At 52.7% G+C, this 16,282-nt stretch carries 15 protein-coding genes; 8 read left to right on the forward strand and 7 right to left on the reverse strand.

The genetic code is table 11. From position 1 onward, the window contains the following. Window positions 1–146: 146 nt before the first annotated feature. Window positions 147–1,721 (reverse strand): NAD(P)/FAD-dependent oxidoreductase, encoded by a 1,575-nt coding sequence (locus tag BM040_RS00920; RefSeq protein ID WP_092098111.1) that lies wholly within the window; start codon window positions 1,719–1,721, stop codon window positions 147–149. Window positions 1,722–1,969: 248 nt separating this feature from the next. Next, a complete protein-coding gene (locus tag BM040_RS00925) occupies window positions 1,970–2,935 on the reverse strand; it encodes a tryptophan 2,3-dioxygenase family protein (protein WP_092098113.1) in 966 nt (321 codons plus the stop codon). A 276-nt stretch (window positions 2,936–3,211) separates the two neighbouring features. Between BM040_RS00925 and sdaAB the strand changes: the two genes are divergently transcribed. The 4 genes from sdaAB to BM040_RS00945 are packed head-to-tail and all read left to right on the forward strand — an operon-like array spanning window position 3,212 to window position 7,777. After that, window positions 3,212–3,889: an L-serine ammonia-lyase, iron-sulfur-dependent subunit beta gene (sdaAB, locus tag BM040_RS00930; RefSeq protein ID WP_092098115.1), complete on the forward strand. Its 678-nt coding sequence runs from the start codon at window positions 3,212–3,214 to the stop codon at window positions 3,887–3,889. A gap of 24 nt (window positions 3,890–3,913) precedes the next feature. After that, the gene (locus BM040_RS00935; RefSeq protein WP_092098117.1) at window positions 3,914–5,371 is read left to right on the forward strand and encodes a TolC family protein; all 1,458 of its coding nucleotides are present in this window, start codon (window positions 3,914–3,916) and stop codon (window positions 5,369–5,371) included. Between the two features lie 6 nt (window positions 5,372–5,377). Beyond that, complete coding sequence (locus BM040_RS00940) at window positions 5,378–6,778, forward strand: efflux RND transporter periplasmic adaptor subunit (protein ID WP_092098119.1); 1,401 nt, start codon at window positions 5,378–5,380, stop codon at window positions 6,776–6,778. A 9-nt stretch (window positions 6,779–6,787) separates the two neighbouring features. After that, complete coding sequence (locus BM040_RS00945; protein ID WP_092098121.1) at window positions 6,788–7,777, forward strand: NAD(P)H-dependent glycerol-3-phosphate dehydrogenase; 990 nt, start codon at window positions 6,788–6,790, stop codon at window positions 7,775–7,777. 57 nt (window positions 7,778–7,834) lie between these two features. On the opposite strand, the gene BM040_RS00950 is transcribed toward BM040_RS00945, so the two are convergent. Beyond that, window positions 7,835–8,341, reverse strand: coding sequence for a hypothetical protein (locus BM040_RS00950; protein ID WP_092098123.1), 507 nt, complete (start codon window positions 8,339–8,341; stop codon window positions 7,835–7,837). 54 nt (window positions 8,342–8,395) lie between these two features. Here BM040_RS00950 and BM040_RS00955 point away from each other — a divergent pair, with 54 nt between their 5' ends. The 3 genes from BM040_RS00955 to BM040_RS00965 are packed head-to-tail and all read left to right on the forward strand — an operon-like array spanning window position 8,396 to window position 11,328. Next, a complete protein-coding gene (locus BM040_RS00955) occupies window positions 8,396–9,439 on the forward strand; it encodes an acyltransferase family protein (protein ID WP_245756059.1) in 1,044 nt (347 codons plus the stop codon). 42 nt (window positions 9,440–9,481) lie between these two features. Continuing rightward, window positions 9,482–9,892 (forward strand): (deoxy)nucleoside triphosphate pyrophosphohydrolase, encoded by a 411-nt coding sequence (locus BM040_RS00960; protein ID WP_245756060.1) that lies wholly within the window; start codon window positions 9,482–9,484, stop codon window positions 9,890–9,892. A 38-nt stretch (window positions 9,893–9,930) separates the two neighbouring features. After that, the gene (locus BM040_RS00965; RefSeq protein WP_092098125.1) at window positions 9,931–11,328 is read left to right on the forward strand and encodes a methyltransferase RsmF C-terminal domain-like protein; all 1,398 of its coding nucleotides are present in this window, start codon (window positions 9,931–9,933) and stop codon (window positions 11,326–11,328) included. Window positions 11,329–11,467: 139 nt separating this feature from the next. On the opposite strand, the gene BM040_RS00970 is transcribed toward BM040_RS00965, so the two are convergent. The 4 genes from BM040_RS00970 to pdxH all read right to left on the reverse strand — a co-directional run bounded on the left by BM040_RS00970 (window position 11,468) and on the right by pdxH (window position 15,407). Beyond that, entirely contained in the window at window positions 11,468–12,652 is a 1,185-nt protein-coding gene (locus tag BM040_RS00970; protein WP_092098127.1) for a class I SAM-dependent rRNA methyltransferase, read from the reverse strand. Window positions 12,653–12,856: 204 nt separating this feature from the next. Continuing rightward, entirely contained in the window at window positions 12,857–13,438 is a 582-nt protein-coding gene (locus BM040_RS00975) for a Maf family nucleotide pyrophosphatase (protein ID WP_092098129.1), read from the reverse strand. Further along, window positions 13,404–14,702, reverse strand: a complete 1,299-nt coding sequence (locus BM040_RS00980; RefSeq protein ID WP_092098131.1) for a DUF1015 domain-containing protein — start codon at window positions 14,700–14,702, stop codon at window positions 13,404–13,406. Before BM040_RS00980 ends, BM040_RS00975 begins: the two co-directional genes overlap by 35 nt. 54 nt (window positions 14,703–14,756) lie before the next feature. Beyond that, window positions 14,757–15,407, reverse strand: a complete 651-nt coding sequence (pdxH, locus tag BM040_RS00985; RefSeq protein ID WP_092098133.1) for a pyridoxamine 5'-phosphate oxidase — start codon at window positions 15,405–15,407, stop codon at window positions 14,757–14,759. Window positions 15,408–15,694: 287 nt separating this feature from the next. Between pdxH and BM040_RS00990 the strand changes: the two genes are divergently transcribed. Further along, window positions 15,695–16,264 carry a YqgE/AlgH family protein gene (locus tag BM040_RS00990; RefSeq protein WP_092098135.1) on the forward strand — a complete coding sequence of 190 codons (570 nt, stop codon included), beginning with the start codon at window positions 15,695–15,697 and terminating at the stop codon, window positions 16,262–16,264. Window positions 16,265–16,282 lie beyond the last annotated feature (18 nt).

Here is a 16,282-nt window from a genome sequence, read left to right on the forward strand (position 1 = left end):
GGTTCTACAAATATCTACTGTCTTGTACTATGCTCCTGATACGAAGGTTAGCACATCAGGCATTTTCACAAAGTATAAAAAGGAACAAAGCCTTTATATAAAGCAGCTTATGGTGCTATATTTTACACTTTGATGGAAGTATAAAATTATACCACACCGGCCCTTACGGCTGCTTTTTCAGCGCATCTTTCACCGTCCATCGCCGCCGATACAATGCCCCCGGCATAACCGGCTCCTTCGGCACATGGGTACAATCCCTTCACCTGCACATGCTCCAGAGTATCCCGGTCGCGGGGGATGCGGACAGGGGAGGAGGTGCGGCTCTCAACGCCCACAATCTGCGCTTCGTTAGTTAGGTAGCCACGCATTTTATTGCCAAAGGCCTTAAATCCCTCCCGCAGCCTGAAGGCCATATCGTCAGAGAAAAGGTCGTTCATATCCACCGAAACCAAGCCCGGCTGATAAGACGTCTCAAGTAGCTCCTGGCTTACCTTGCGGTTCACAAAGTCCTTGAGCAGCTGTGCAGGTGCGGCTTGCGTGCCACCAGCCATGGCGCATGCCTTTTGCTCGAGCGCCTGCTGCATATGCAGTCCGGCCAGCGGGCCATACTTCTCCAGCTCCATGTCCTCCAGCTCAATGGCTACCACGATGCCTGAATTGGAGAAGCGCGAGTCGCGGCGGCTCGGCGACATGCCGTTGACCACCACCTCGCCGGGAGCGGTGGCCGAGGGCACAATAAAACCGCCAGGGCACATGCAGAACGAGAAAATACCGCGCTGCTTACCCTTGTAGAACGTTTGCTGCACCAGTGAATAGGAGGAAGCCGGCAAGTATGGCCCGCGGTCTTCGCACTTATACTGGATGCTGTCTATCAGTTGCTGCTGGTGCTCTACGCGCACGCCCATGGCAAATGGCTTGGCCTCTATGGTGATGCCTTTATGGTGCAGCAGCTCAAAAATGTCGCGGGCGCTGTGGCCGGTGGCAAGTATAACCGACTCGCCTAGGTATTCCTGCCCATCCTGCGTCACCACACCGCGCATCTCGCCTCGATCTAGTATAAAATCGGTCACGCGCTTATCAAAGAGTACTTCGCCGCCGGCTTGTCGCACCGACTCACGCAGGGCTTCTATAATTTTGGGCAGTTTGTTCGTGCCAATGTGTGGGTGGGCATCGAAAAGGATATCGGGGGTGGCGCCGTGCTGCACAAAAATCTGCAGAATGCGCTGCAGGTCGCCGCGTTTTTTGGAGCGGGTATACAGCTTACCGTCGGAGTAAGTACCGGCACCGCCCTCCCCGAAACAGTAATTAGAGTCCGGGTTCACCACGTGATCTTTGTTGATGGCTGCCAAATCGCGGCGGCGGCTTCTTACATCCTTGCCGCGCTCCAGCACCACGGGTTTCAGGCCCAGCTCGATGCAACGCAAGGCGGCAAAAAGTCCGGCAGGACCGGCTCCCACAATCACCACACGCTTGGCAAGGGAAACATCTGGGTAGTTATACTTTGGGGAGAGGACATCGGTTGGGGGATTGTCCAGGTATACATCGGCACGAACACGTACCAGTACCTGGCGGCCGCGCGCATCGATGGAGCGCTTGACGCGATGGAGGAATTTGACCTCCTCGGGCTGCACTTTCGCGCTTTTCAGAATCTCCGTTTCTAATTGCTGGGCATCAAAAGCCAGCTCTGGCGGAAGCACCAGGTCCAGTTCTTTCTTTCTCATGGGTAGTTAGTAAGGTAGTTAACCTTAAAGTCGTTATGCGTTGATTCGTTAATCTTTATCGGAAAGGTAAGCAGTTAATTTGTCCTCCAGTCAGGTATGTAACATTTGAGGGGTGCTGCAAATTCACTCCGGAGGTATAAATTCTGAAGTATAAGTATAAGTATAAGTATAAGTATAGCGGCTTAAGCTTCACAGGTTATGTAAGTTCTGTAAAGTCAACCAACAACTAATAACTATAAACTAACAACTCATATATCTCCGTTCAGCACCTTGTCCACCCAGCCTTTGCCCCACTCGGTTGTTTCCTGCTCGCTCCACAGCTCAGGGTAGAAGATGCGTTTCTGGAAACGCGGCGGCAGGTACTTTTGCCAGTTGGTGCCACCAGTGGCGGCTATCACGTCCGGGTCGCGCTGCAGGTAGCGCACAGCGGACTTGTAGTGCATCAGCGGCCAGTTGACGTTTACGTTGCTGTCCAGGTCGCGCATGGCTTGCTTTAGCTTCGGGTTCTGCTGTTCTTCTTCGGGCAGGCGCTTGTACACACTCCACACGTTTTTGTCGGTATACTCCTTGGCAAAGCTGATGAGCTGGGCGGTATACTTTTCCTCGAACTGGATCAGGGTCAGTGTCTTGGCGCCGGAGGCCACCTCAGTGGCGCCTTCCTTCCAGTAAATGCAGCCAATCATTTCTTCCTGTGTGCTCTCCAGGCCCAGCACCGCACGCTTGGCCTTATCCACCAGGTTACGCAGGTCCGTGGAGGCGATTTCAATCAGGCGGTACTGCACCGACTGAAACCCGCTGGCCGGCATCAGCGCCATCCGGAATTGCAGGAACTGCTTCGGGTCCATGCCATCCACCATCACATCAAAGGAGTTGATCAGGTTGTCAAAGTAGCGGTTGATGCGTATCAAGCGCTTCTTCAATACCTCCCCCGTAATTCCTTTGTCCTCACCAATTTGACTGTACTCCTCCAGGCAGAGCTTAAAGTATAGCTCCGTTATCTGGTGGTACATGATGAAGATCTTTTCATCCGGAATGTTGGTGCGCGGGTTCTGCAGGCTCAGCAGCGTATCCAGGTGAATATAATCCCAGTAGGAGAGGAAGGAAGTATGGTAGAGGCCCTCCAGGTAGGCCGCCAGGTCCTGCCCGAGCGGCACGTATTTTTCTTCCAGCCGCTTTAGCTGCTCCAGCACTTCGGGTTTGAACGTATGCTCCATCGGTTTGCTGTAATGGTGAGGTGATTTGCGCAAAAATAATAAAACATTGACAGGCCGCGCGGCCACGGAATACAATAAAGCACTATTTTATCGTACGGAGCTAATCCACAGCTCGTTGGATGTTGGCCCATACCCAACTGACACAACCGCTTCATAGGGGTCGGGTGGGTTTTTGTAGATAGAAACCTAAAGTTTGTAGAAATAAACCTAAATTCAACCACAAAAAGCGCAAAGCTTGCGCGAAATTACTAAATTTGGTTTTTACGATATTGAGGTATGGCTGAGAAGAGCAGTGTTTTTGATATGATTGGACCGGTGATGATCGGACCTTCCAGCTCACACACGGCTGGGGTAGTGCGGATTGCCAGGGCTGCCATCCGAATTCTGGGAGCACAGCCGGAGGAGGCGATTATTACTTTCTACAACTCGTTTGCCCGCACCTACGAGGGCCATGGCAGCGACCGGGCCATTATTGCCGGCTTGCTGGATTTTAAAACTGACGATAAGCGCATCAAGGAAGCATTTGACCACGCCAAGGAGCGCGGCCTGAAGTATACGTTCCGCTCTATCGGAAACGCCTCTACGATGCATCCCAACACGATAAAGCTCAACCTGAAGGCCGGCGACCGCGAGGTGGAGGTAGTGGGGCAGAGCCGTGGGGGTGGTGTCATTATTATTTCTGAGGTGGATGGATTCAATTCCAACTTCTCGGCTACGCTGCACACGCTCATTATTGATGCCGCCGACGTGAAGGGAAGTATAGCTTTCATTGCCTCGGTGCTGGCCCACGACGACTGCAACATTGCGACAATGAACGTTTCCAGGAAGGGCAAGCATGACCGGGCGCGGCAGTTCATCGAAATGGACTCAGGTATAAAGCCTATCACGCTGGAGTACCTGAAACAGCTGAGCTGGGTGCATCACGTGACTTACATTCCGAACATCGACCTGTAAAAAAGTATAGTTTATAGTATAACTATGAGAAAAACATCCAAAACCCTGCTGTTGGCTTTGGGCATATCCCTGGCAGGCACCTCAGCGGCATGGGCCCAGCAAGACCCGAGCGGGGACGGTGTGTGGTCGCTGCTGGAAGCAGTGGAATACGCCAAAGTAAACAACCTGCAGGTGCGCCAGAGCGGCCTAAACCGCAAAATAAACGAGATTGACTACCGCCAGTCGCAGTTCAACCGTTTTCCTATACTTAATGGTAACGGAAGCTACTACTTCAACACAGGTTCCTTCCAGGACCCGGTAACTTTCTCGGTGCAGAACCAGGAAGCCCAGACGGCTAACCTCTCGGCAAGCGCCTCGGTGCCCCTTTTCCAGGGCTTTAGTCTGACAAACCAGGTGAAGCAGAACAAACTGGAGCTGGAGGCCAGCCATCAGGATGTGCTTTCCGCCCAGAACGACATCACCATTCAGGTGGTGACTTCTTACCTGAACATCCTCTTTGCCGACGAACTGATCAAAACCTCAGAGTTACAGCGCGAGGCAACTACACAGCAGCTGGAGCGCACCCGCAAATTGTTCGAAGCAGGTAGCGTGGCCGAAAACTCTGTGCTGGATCTGGAGTCGCAGCTGGCTACAGACGAGCTGAACGTGATAAACGCCGTGAACCAGCGCGACATTGCCCGCCTGAACCTGATGCAGCTGCTGAACGTGCAGGCACACGATGATTTTGCAATTGAAATACCCGAGCTGCCTGAGCCTGACGAAGATCCTACCATTCTGGAGGGGCCGCAAGTATATGACGCCGCTGTGCAAACATTGCCAGCCATTAAAGCGGCTGACCTGCGGGTAAGAAGCTCTGAAAAGGGCGTGGATGTGGCCAGAGGAGCTTATTTCCCAAGACTAAGCTTTGGGGCGGGCATCAGCTCCAGGTACAACAACACGGCACAGTTCGCTATCGCGGAAAACTTTATCTTTGTGCCTCAGGATTTATACCTGAATCAGGAGGGAACCAACAAGCAAACTGTTTATTTCCGGCAGCGCAGCCTGCTGTACGACGACTACTCCTTCACTGACCAGATGAAGGACAACGTGGGCAAGCAGTTTGGCTTTAACCTGTCTATTCCGATTTTCAACGGATTCCAGGCACGCAACAACGTGCAGCGAGCCATTGTGTCGCAAGAGAATGCCAGCCTGAATGCCGATATTGCCCGCAATAACCTGCGTCAGACCATTGAGCAGGCCCAGGTGGATGCTGTGGCGGCCCGGCGCAAGTATATCGCGGCCAAGGAGCAGGTGCGCGCAACGGAGCGTAACGTCCGTAACGCTGAGCTGAGGCTGAACTCCGGCATCATCAACTCCGTGGAGTATGTGATTGTAGCCAACACGTTTCGCGGTGCGCAGTCCGAGCTGCTGCAGTCCAAGTATGAATACATCTTTAAACTAAAGGTTCTGGACTTTTACCAGGGTAAAGACATATCTTTCTAAACAACTATGGCGAAGAAAAAATCGAAGCTGATCCCAATCCTTATCGGCGTACTTGGCTTGCTTATCATCTCTTTAATTGTTGCCAAAAAAGCCGGCTGGATTGGCAAAGATGAAGGCATTGAAGTGGTGCTGGCAGAGGCAAAGCCCGCTGACATTGTAGAGAAAGTCAGTGCATCTGGTAAAGTGCAGCCTGAAACGGAGGTAAAAATCAGCCCGGATGTGTCTGGTGAGATAATTGAGCTTAATGTGGAGGAAGGCGACTCAGTGGTGAAAGGCCAGCTGTTGCTCCGTATCCGCCCCGACAACTACCAGTCTATGGTGGATGCGCAGCAGGCGATGGTAAACACCCAGCGCGCCAACCTGGCCCAGGCAAAGGCCCGGGTAACGCAGGCAGAGGCTAACTTTGTGCAGATAGAGCAAAACTACAAGCGCAACCAGCCGCTTTTTGAGCAGAAAGTGATCTCTCAGGCGGAGTGGCAGCAAATAGAGTCTAATTTCCTGGCAACGAAGGCAGAAGTGGAGTCGGCCCGCCAAAGCGTAAGAGCGGCAGAGTATAACGTGCAGAATGCGCTTGCCTCCCTGAAAGATGCCCGCGAGAACCTGAACAAAACTACGATTTACGCCCCTGTAAGCGGCACCGTTTCCAAGCTGAACGTGGAGCGTGGGGAGCGTGTGGTAGGAACCTCCCAGATGGCGGGTACCGAAATCATGCGCATTGCCAACCTCAACAACATGGAGGTACGCGTAAACGTGAATGAAAACGACATTATCCGGGTAACGCTGGGCGACTCGGTGGAAGTGGAGGTAGACTCTTATGCCAGCCGCGACGAGAAATTCAAGGGCGTAGTGACTGCTATCGCCAACACCGCAAAAGACGCCACCACCCTGGAGGCCGTAACGGAGTTTGAGGTACGTATCCGCCTGCTGAACGAGTCTTACGAGCACCTGCGTGGTGCTACCGTGCGTCCTTTCCGCCCGGGCATGACCGCCTCTGTGGATATTTTAACGGAGCGCAAGCCTAACGTGCTTTCTGTACCGCTTTCTGCCGTTACCACCCGTTCTGCTAAGCCAGAGGGTGACAAAGAAAAGGAATCCGAAGAGGAAGGAGCAGAGCAGAATGGCCAGCAAAACCAGCAGGCGCAACAGCAGAAAACAACGGCAGCCGCTCAGGTAGACGAAGTGGTGTTTGTATATGACGAGGCAAACAACACCGTGAAAACCGTTAAAGTTAAAACCGGCATCAGCGACTTTGAAAACATCGAGATACTGAGCGGGATAGAGAAAGGGCAGAAAGTAGTAGCCGGTCCGTTCCGGGCAGTCTCCAAAACGTTGGAGAATGGCTCTAAAGTGGCGGTAAAGGATGAAAAATCGCTCAACAAGCAGGCGCTTGTCGCCGAGTCAAAATAAGTAACAATCTTGGAGAAAATAGCAGTACTGGGAGGAGGAAGCTGGGCTACAGCGCTCGTTAAAATCCTCTCAGAGAATAAATCACAAGTAAACTGGTGGATGCGCAACGGAAACGATGTGCAGCACCTGACTAAATTCAGACACAACCCGCGCTACCTAAGCCAGGTGTCTTTTGACCTTGATTATGTAGAGCCATCCACGGACATACGGGCAGTTGTCGCCTCGTCTGATTGGGTGATACTAGCCGTGCCGGCAGCCTTTGTGCAGCAAGCCCTGGCCGATCTGCCGGAGGATGCCTTTTCGGGAAAAGTGGTGGCTTCGGCTATCAAAGGTATGATCCCGAAGGAGAACGTACTGATTACCGATTATGTGAAGAGCAGGTATGGCGTGGAGGACGAGAACCTGCTGGTTATCGCGGGACCATGCCATGCTGAGGAAGTGGCGCTGGAAAAGCAATCCTACCTTACGATTGGCTCCCATAACCTGGCCACTGCCGACCGTTTCTGCGAGTTGCTCCGCAACCGCTATGTAAAGGCCAATCCGCTCGATGACCTGGATGGAATAGAGTACTGCGCCGTGATGAAAAACATCATTGCATTGGCTTGCGGCATTGCCCGTGGCCAAAACTATGGCGACAATTTTCAGGCGGTGCTGGTGTCCAACGCCATGTTCGAGATCGAGCGGTTCCTGGATGCAATAATGCCGCTCCACCGCGCCCTGACCGGCTCTGCCTACCTCGGGGACCTGCTTGTAACGGCATACTCCCAGTTCAGCCGGAACCGAACCTTCGGCAACATGATTGGAAGGGGCTACACCGTAAAATCGGCCCAGGTGGAGATGAACATGGTGGCGGAGGGCTATTACGCGGTGCAAAGCATCTACGAACTGAACAAAAAACTAAAAGTGGATATGCCCATCACCAGGGCGGTATACCACATCCTCTATGAGCGGATATCACCGGCAGTAGAGTTTGAAATACTGAAAGACAAGTTTAAATAAGGCCAATTCGCCAAAACAAAGGGCACACCTGCAAACGGGTGTGCCTTTTTTATACTTTCAAATCCTGGAGTGCCGCAGGATGTTGTCGCTCAGGGCGCGGTACACGGCCATGCTCGTAATAGCCACCGACACGCATACGCTGTAGATGCTGGATAGCAGCAAAAAGTCCAGGAAGGGAATGGCGTACAACCGCAGGGCATCCAACAGTATAACCAGGATTGCCGCCATGGACAGACCCGACAGGGAGAACATAAAGGCGCGGTTAAACGTTTTGGAGGGAAGCTTATCAATCAACGTTTGGCTTTTGAGGTGCCAGTGCAACGGCAGCACACGGCCGCTTCGGAGCGCCTTTCGGGTGATTTTGGTCGCTATCCAGCCTACCACAAACCCAATGGACATCGTGAAGGCAAATAAATAAGTGGCGATGTTATGATGCCCCCAAAGTGACAGTATGCTTTCGGGCAGCCATAGCAGCAGCGCCAGCACCATGTTTAAGCCAAAGGCCAGGAATGCCATTATACTTTGTAGCAGGATCAGGAACTTATAGTTTAGACTCAGCTGCATGCGTTTAATTTCTTATGATACACAAGGTTATACTTTAACAGTCACAAAAAGGATTTGACTCAAGGTTTAATCACTTCCCAGGGGGCGCATCTGCATAACCCATCTCCCAAGAAGCAGCACTTACAGCAGATAGATGTGGTGAAGGGAATCGCTATAGTGGCGGTGCTGCTGCTGCACTCCTTCACCCGCAAGGAGTTGGAGAACAGCTTTGCCGTCTACCACATCTGGCAGGCCGTCCCACTGTTTTTGGTGGTGATGGGGCTGAACCAGGGGCTTTCCGTGCAAAACAAACCGCAGCACCTGCAGCACCTCTACAACCGGAAATACTTTACCAAAAAGGCTGCACGCATCCTGGTGCCCTTCATACTTGTTTTTATACTTTCGATAGTGGTTGGTTTGCTGTGGGAGTGGCTCAAGGGTGAGGAGGTTCTTGAGTTTAACGGCTATACCTGGCTGGGGGTGTTGCCTGTAACCGGCCGTGGCAACTATTTTATCACGATGTTGCTGCAGTCTATACTTCTGCTGCCCCTGATAGGCTATGGCTTCAGGCACTGGCCCAAAAGTACATTTGGTGTGCTGGTGCTGCTGGAGGTTCTGTTTCAACTGTGGGCTGCGAACCTGCCATACTTTAAAGAGGATGGTTACCTGTATGATGCGGCTTTTCCGCGCTATTTTTCGGCCATTGCCCTTGGGCTTTGGTTATCCACGCTGGTATGGAAGCCCCTGAAGCGGGGCGATGTGCTACTGGTGCTGCTACTGGGTTTGGTCGGAGCTGTTTGTTTATACTTTCTCCAGTATGAGCGGCTGCCCCTGAAGGGCTACATCAGTCCGGAGTGGCGAACACAGCAGGTGCTTACATTTGGCTACGCTGCTTTGCTGGTGTGGCTGGCCCTGAAATTGCTGCCCAACTTTACTAATTTCATCCCGGTGCGCCTGCTGGCCGAACTGGGAAAAGCCTCATACCATATTTTTCTGGTGCAGGTAGTTTACTTCGGCCTTGCGCAGCAGGAGCTGCCAGTTTTAGCCAATATACTTGTTCCGGTTGCTATCGGCTACCTGTTTTACAAGTATGAGCCTGCGCTTTTGTTCGGATCCTAAAGAAGCTGAAGTACATCTGAAATGCAAACTTAAATTCCGCCTATGTCCGCTAACAAGATGATAGAGGTAGTTTGTGCGATTGTGGAGCAGCACGGTCGTGTTTTGCTAACGCAGCGCAGCGAGCAAATGCGGGAGTCAATGCTGTGGGAGTTTCCGGGAGGTAAACTGGAAGCCGGCGAAACGGAGCACCAGGGACTTGTGAGGGAAATCAAGGAGGAGTTAGGCATTGATGTTCAACCTTACCACAGGCTCGATCCTGTGCAGCATCCGTACCCCAACCACACTATCGTGCTTATTCCTTACCTGAGCCACTATAACGGGGGCGTGATCAGTTTGCTGGAGCACAGGGCCTATCGTTGGGCAACACCAGACGAATTGGCTGATTTTAACTGGTGCCCTGCCGATGTTCTCATTGTAGAGGCCTACCTTGAATTGGTGAAAAACAGAGGGTAAGTATACTTTCTAAAGCGCGTTTTCCCGTACCTTTGCCTATGCAATACCCAAAACCATTTACTGACCGCATGCAGCGCATGCTCGGGGAGGAGGAGTTTTCAATCTTCCTGGAAGCGCTGCAGCAGGCCCCGCCTGTAAGCGTGCGTATCAACAAAGCCAAGGCAGCGCCAGCTCCCGGCCTGCAACCTGTGCCCTGGACGGAGACAGGCTTTTACCTCCCTGAACGCCCCCTGTTCACCCTCGATCCAGCCCTTCATGCCGGTGCTTATTATGTGCAGGAAGCTAGTTCCATGTTCGTGGAGCAGGCCCTGCGACAGGCCGTAAACCTGAGCGAGCCCTTGCACGTGCTGGACCTTTGCGGCGCCCCCGGCGGCAAGTCCACGCACCTGGCCAGCCTGCTTTCTCCTCAGAGTTTGCTCGTTTCCAACGAAGTAATCCGCAGCAGGGCCTCTATACTTGCCGAAAACATAGCCAAGTGGGGCAGTGGCAATGTACTGGTTACCAGCAACGACCCCCGCGACTTTAGCAGACTTAACGACTTTTTTGATGTGATGGTGGTGGACGCTCCCTGCAGTGGCGAAGGCATGTTCCGGAAGGATGCGCATGCCATGGAAGAGTGGTCGGAGGAAAACGTAAACCTGTGTGCCCAGCGCCAGCAGCGTATTCTGATGGATGTGTGGGATGCTTTGAAGCCCGGAGGGGTATTAATCTACAGCACCTGTACCTGGAACGAGCAGGAGAACGAGCAAAATATAGCCTGGCTGGCCGAGCAGGAGGGCGCAGAAAGTATAAAACTGCAACTACAACCGGAGTGGGGCGTTGTACCAGCCCAACTGGAAGGCGTGGAAGGCTATCGCTTTTACCCCCATCGTGTGCAGGGAGAGGGCTTCTTTATAGCGGTCGTGCGAAAAGCAGGCGAGGAGCAGCCACTGCATGGCAAGAGCAAAAAGAAAAAGTATAAACTAAGTATAGCGGGCAAAAAAGAGCAGGCTCTGGTGGGAGACTGGCTGCAGCAGCCCGGGCAGTACACGTTTGTGCAGCACGGGGAAAAAATCTCTGCCATCCCCGAAAACCTCTTTGAAGCTGCCGATGAAGTATACCAGCACCTGTACGTGGTCTACGCCGGCACTGAACTGGCCGAAATCTATGGCAAAAAGCTGAAGCCGTTGCAGGGGCTGGCACTTTCCCAGTATCTGGACAGGTCGGTTTTTACAACAGCAGAATTGGATTTGGAGCAGGCGCTGCGGTACCTGAAAAAAGAAGACACTTGCCTCGGCACCAGCGGCAACGACTGGCTGCTGCTGGAGTACAAAGGCCTTCCACTAGGCTGGGCCAAGCAAATCGGCAACCGCATCAACAACTATTACCCCAAGGAATGGCGCATCCGGATGGAACTGCCGGCAGAACTCCCATCCGGTAGTTTTGTAATTGGTTAAAGCGATAGATATAGACGAAATATTTATAGTTTTTCTACTGAGGCAAGTATAAAAAAAACTCTCCGCCGTGCCTGGCAGCTTTAGCCAGCACGGCGGAGAGTATAAGTTTAGCATTAACTTAGTGAGTGGACGACCGATCTTACTCCACAAACAGCACCAGTCCTTTCAGGTACTCGCCTTCCGGATGAAATATGGAAATGGGGTGGTCAGCCGGTTGGGGGAGGTGGTGCATGACCTTGATGTTACGCCCCGCCTCGATGGCAGCGGCCATCACGGTGCTGCTGAACAAGTACTTATCCACCACCTGCGAGCAGGAGAACGTGAAAAGGATACCACCGGGCTTTATCTTCTTCATGGCCTCCGCATTTAATCGCTTGTAGCCCATCAGCGCGTTGTGGCGCACGTTCTGGCTCTTGGCAAACGCGGGCGGGTCCAGCACGATCACATCATACTTGTCCTCTTTCCCTTTCAGGAATTCGAAAGTGTCTACGGCAAAGGCTTCGTGCTTTGCCGGTGCCTGGCTCAGCTCCCCATTTTTGATCGTCAGGTCAATGGCCTTTTTCGATACGTCTACAGAGTGAACTTCTTGGGCGCCGGCATTCAGGGCGTACACCGAGAAGCCGCCCGTATAGCAGAACGTGTTCAGCACCGACTTACCCTTCACGTAGCGCGCGAGCAGGTCGCGGTTATCGCGCTGATCTATGAAGAAGCCCGTCTTCTGGCCGGTTTCCCAGTCGATGTAAAACTGATTGCCGTTTTCCGTTACCACCACGCCTCCTTCCGACTGGCCAAAAAGGTAACCGTTCTGCGCCTGTACCGCCGCCTTGGCTGGCAACGACTCTGCACTTTTGTCGTAAACAGCGCGCAGTTTGTCGCCGTAGATTTCCTGCAGCGCCTGCGCCACAAACTCCCGCACGTTGTACATGCCCACCGAGTGCGTCTGCACCACGGCCGTGTCTTTGTAAAAGTCCACGATAAGCCCCGGTACGCCATCGCCTTCGGCATACACCAGGCGGTATACATTGGTGGTCGGATTATTGGTCAGGCCCAGGCGCTGGCGGAAATCGTAGGCTTGCTGCACTTTGCTTTTCCAGAAAGTATAATCCGGTTCTACCTGCTCAAAAGAGAAGATGCGCACGGCAATAGAGCCCGGGGCATGGTGGCCCATACCCAGAAACTCGCGCTTGCTGGAGTAAACTTCTACCACGTCTCCTTCAGCCGGCTCGGCATCGGCTTTCTTAATGGCGCCGGAGAAAACCCAAGGGTGCTGACGCTTGAGAGAGTGCTCTTTCCCGGGCGCCAGGTATAATTTAATAAAAGACATTCAGTTGATGTTCGGTTGCTTTTTTATTGACAGATGCTTGTAAATGGCATTAGCCGGATAATTCGTTCCCTTCAGAAGAAAAAATCTGGCGTTAGAAAGGAGATCGGGGCGATCTCCCGCTGCGGTCAATAAAAGTAGTGGGCGTACCGAAACATCAATTCTTAGGTGGTATGATTTTTGGCGGCGAAAGTGCCTGGCAAGTCTTTATAGTGTCACGATCCCAAGTTCCTCCAGCGTGGCATACAGCTTTTGCACCGGCAGGCCCACCACGTTAAAGTAGGAGCCTTCAATGCGCTCAATCCCCACCATCCCAATCCACTCCTGAATACCGTAGGCACCGGCCTTATCGTAGGGCTTGTAGTGGGTGATGTAGTGGGTAACCTCTGCCTCTGTCAGCTGTTTGAAGTATACTTTTGTGGTGTCGTGGAAAACGGTTTTCTGCTCTTTGGTAAGGATGCACACGCCGGTAATCACCTCATGGTGCGTGCCCGACAGCGACAGCAGCATTTCCTTTGCCTCTTCAAAGTCAGCGGGCTTGTTTAGCACGCGGTCCCCAAGGCAAACAATCGTGTCTGCCGTTATCAGTGCTTCATCCGTAATGTCGGCAGTATAGGCGTCGGCTTTGTGAGCGGCTAGGTACTCGGCTATCTCCTCCCGTTTCAGGTGCTCCGGAAAGTCCTCGTTCACCTCCTTTACCAACACCTCATACTTGAGGCCCAGGCTGGAGAGCAGCTCTTTGCGGCGTGGCGAGTTAGAGGCAAGCAGCAGCGGCCGTTGTAAATTCATCTTCTTTGATGGAGCTAAATAAAAATCCGCAGATAACTTTTGGGTAGAAGAATGTCGATTTCTGGGGCATCACAGCACCGCTGTTGCACACGCGCTTTACCTGCTCCATCGAGATTTCGTTTGTGATCAGAGCCAGGTGCGCCTCGCCCTTGTCCACCTTCCGGATGCAGGCCGTGAAGTTGCGCTCGTAGCTAAGTCCTTTGTAATCGCGCTGTTCCTGGCGGAAGATGCCCAGTATTTTCTCAAATATAAAGTAGTGCATCACCGTCAGGTCCAGCTGCTTTACCTCTTCCGGAAAGTTCCAGTCGATGAGCTGGTGCACCTCCGGCTTTAGGCGGAGCTTGTAGGCGTTGCCGTTCAAGTATAAGCCGAAGGCCCAAAGCTTGCCGACTATTACCTCGTTCAGCTCATAGGGGTCTTCCTTAGGCAGGATGATGAAATATTCTTTCAATCGCTCCAGGAACTCTTCGTCCGGCATGGGCAGGCTTTTGAGCAGGCGGTGCGTGGGCAGGATGCGCAGGTCGTCGTGCTCGGAGTTAGTCAGGTACATCAGGTGGTAGTTGTAGGGCTCCAAGCCTGTGTGGTCAGAATGCTGCGCCATCATTTTACGTCGGTAAAACAGGGAGCCTTCGTAGCGGTGGTGCCCATCGGCCAGCAGAATCTTTTTATCGGCCAGCGTCTGCAAAAACAGCTTTATCACCTCATGGTCGTGTATCACGGCCAGCACATCGCGCACCCCCTGGTAATCCTCCGTTTCATAGATAGGCGTGCGGATGCTCTCGTCCATGTAGGGCTCCAGCACATACTCCGGATCGGTGTAAAGGCCATGGGTAGGGCTTACGTTCAGAAGCGTCTCCTCCAGTAGCTCGATGCGGTCGTTTACAGCGCTGGGGATGGTGTTCTCGTGGCGCAGCAGCACCTTCTCGTGCCAGTCGTAAGCCTTGATGTTGCAGATGAAGCCTTTGCGCACAAACTCCTTGTCGTTGCCCGGTAAGCGGAAATACTGGTAATACACATAGATGCCGGGCAACCCATCCTGAAGTATGATGCCTTTTTCTTTCCACTCCTGCAGCAGTCTGGCCGCATCCTGGGCAGCATGTTCACCTCGCGGTACGGAAAGGTGTATGCTGTTGAGTGGATCCTGGTAGAGCGCCTCCCGCTGCTTGTCCGACACCACGTCGAAGAGCGGAGAGGTAAGCTGCTCTATACTTGTACTCAGGTTATCGTTATAGCGCCAGGCGCGAAGGGGTAGTATTTCAGCCATGTTTAGTGTTGCAAAGTATAAATGAGCCCTGAAAGAGCAATAAGAATTCCCCTATCAAGGGGCCAGGCGCTTTACCTGCCAGATGCCGTTCTCCAGCTCGTAGGCAATACGGTCGTGCAGGCGACTTGGCCGGCCCTGCCAAAACTCTACGTAATCCGGCTCCAGCCGAAATCCGCCCCAGTGCTCCGGCCGTGGCACCAGTTCTGTGCCGGCAAACTCCTCGGCAAGTTCCATTTCGCGCTGCTCCAGCACCTGCCTCGAGGGAATAACCTGGCTCTGTGGCGACACCCAGGCGCCGATCTGGCTCCCTCTGGGGCGACTGTGAAAGTATGCGTCAGACTCTTGCGGGCTAACCCTCCCAACCTTACCCTCTATGCGTACCTGCCTTTCCAGGGCCGGCCAGAAGAAGGTGAGGGAGGCATAAGGGTGCTGATCCAGCTCCTGGCCCTTGCGGCTGTTATAGTTCGTGTAAAAGCTGAAGCCCTGTGCATCAACACCCTTCAGCAGCACCACCCGGGCAGAGGGTTTGCCTGCTGCATTTACCGTAGACAGTACCAGCGCCGTAGGCTCCTCGGCCTGCGCCTCGATAGCCTCCTGAAGCCATACTTTAAACTGCTCTATAGGGTGACCGGCAACGGAATCCTCGGTGAGGGCGTGCTTCCTGTAGTTTACCCGAATGTCTGCGATGTTGTGTGTTAATGCCATACTGCTTGATTTGCCCAAAATTATAAAAATATACGTTGGGGCTAAACTAATTACGAAGGCTTTCCGGCTTTTGGGCTCCGGATAATACAGTAAGCAAATGTAAATGAGCAAACTGTAAAGCGCCGAACACAGTATAGCCACAAAAATAAAGAGCACCAGTGCCTTCTGTTACTATATTTTACCATTTGCGTAAGACAAAGAAGATGGTTATTTTTATATGAAAATTTGTAATATAGAAGGCTGTTGTGCTGTCTAGTGTACTAGAACCTACTAAACGCGACGAAAGAATGATGGCAGATAGCAAAACGATAAAACCAAGAAGTGGCAGTATTCTGATCTCTGAGCCATACCTGGGTGACCCGAATTTCGAGCGCAGCGTGATCCTGCTGTGCAGCCATGAAGAGGAGGGATCTTTCGGCTTGGTGCTAAACAGGCCTTCGAATCTGCACCTGTCGGATGTGCTGGATGTATTTGAGGACGACTTTGACATGGTGCTGGGAGTCGGCGGACCTGTACAGTATAACACCCTGCACTACATACACCGCTTGGCGGATTTGCCGCAGGCAGTAAAGCTGAACGAAAACCTGTACTGGGGCGGTGATTTTGAGGTGCTGCGCACTATGATAGACACGGGTCAGGTGGCCAAGGAGGATATCCGGTTTTTCCTGGGTTACTCCGGCTGGACGCCCGGCCAACTGCAGGAAGAGGTAGATAAAAATGTTTGGATAGTGAACAACAATGCTGCAAATAAATTATTTACTTTGGATACCGAAACCCTCTGGCGAAGCATTCTGCGCCAAATGGGTGGTAAGTTTAAGGTGCTGAGCAACTATCCCGACGACCCGCGCCTGAACTAACCCTTTTACGTTGTACCT

The organism is Pontibacter chinhatensis, from assembly GCF_900113285.1.
Classification (GTDB): Bacteria; Bacteroidota; Bacteroidia; order Cytophagales; family Hymenobacteraceae; genus Pontibacter; species Pontibacter chinhatensis.

What these genes read in the sequence shown, in the direction of transcription:
- BM040_RS00920 (WP_092098111.1), bottom strand. Translation starts at nt 1,721, where the DNA reads ATGAGAAAGAAAGAACTGGACCTGGTGCTTCCGCCAGAGCTGGCTTTT.
- BM040_RS00925 (WP_092098113.1), bottom strand. Translation starts at nt 2,935, where the DNA reads ATGGAGCATACGTTCAAACCCGAAGTGCTGGAGCAGCTAAAGCGGCTG.
- sdaAB (WP_092098115.1), top strand. Translation starts at nt 3,212, where the DNA reads ATGGCTGAGAAGAGCAGTGTTTTTGATATGATTGGACCGGTGATGATC.
- BM040_RS00935 (WP_092098117.1), top strand. Translation starts at nt 3,914, where the DNA reads ATGAGAAAAACATCCAAAACCCTGCTGTTGGCTTTGGGCATATCCCTG.
- BM040_RS00940 (WP_092098119.1), top strand. Translation starts at nt 5,378, where the DNA reads ATGGCGAAGAAAAAATCGAAGCTGATCCCAATCCTTATCGGCGTACTT.
- BM040_RS00950 (WP_092098123.1), bottom strand. Translation starts at nt 8,341, where the DNA reads ATGCAGCTGAGTCTAAACTATAAGTTCCTGATCCTGCTACAAAGTATA.
- BM040_RS00960 (WP_245756060.1), top strand. Translation starts at nt 9,482, where the DNA reads ATGTCCGCTAACAAGATGATAGAGGTAGTTTGTGCGATTGTGGAGCAG.
- BM040_RS00965 (WP_092098125.1), top strand. Translation starts at nt 9,931, where the DNA reads ATGCAATACCCAAAACCATTTACTGACCGCATGCAGCGCATGCTCGGG.
- BM040_RS00970 (WP_092098127.1), bottom strand. Translation starts at nt 12,652, where the DNA reads ATGTCTTTTATTAAATTATACCTGGCGCCCGGGAAAGAGCACTCTCTC.
- BM040_RS00975 (WP_092098129.1), bottom strand. Translation starts at nt 13,438, where the DNA reads ATGAATTTACAACGGCCGCTGCTGCTTGCCTCTAACTCGCCACGCCGC.
- BM040_RS00980 (WP_092098131.1), bottom strand. Translation starts at nt 14,702, where the DNA reads ATGGCTGAAATACTACCCCTTCGCGCCTGGCGCTATAACGATAACCTG.
- pdxH (WP_092098133.1), bottom strand. Translation starts at nt 15,407, where the DNA reads ATGGCATTAACACACAACATCGCAGACATTCGGGTAAACTACAGGAAG.
- BM040_RS00990 (WP_092098135.1), top strand. Translation starts at nt 15,695, where the DNA reads ATGATGGCAGATAGCAAAACGATAAAACCAAGAAGTGGCAGTATTCTG.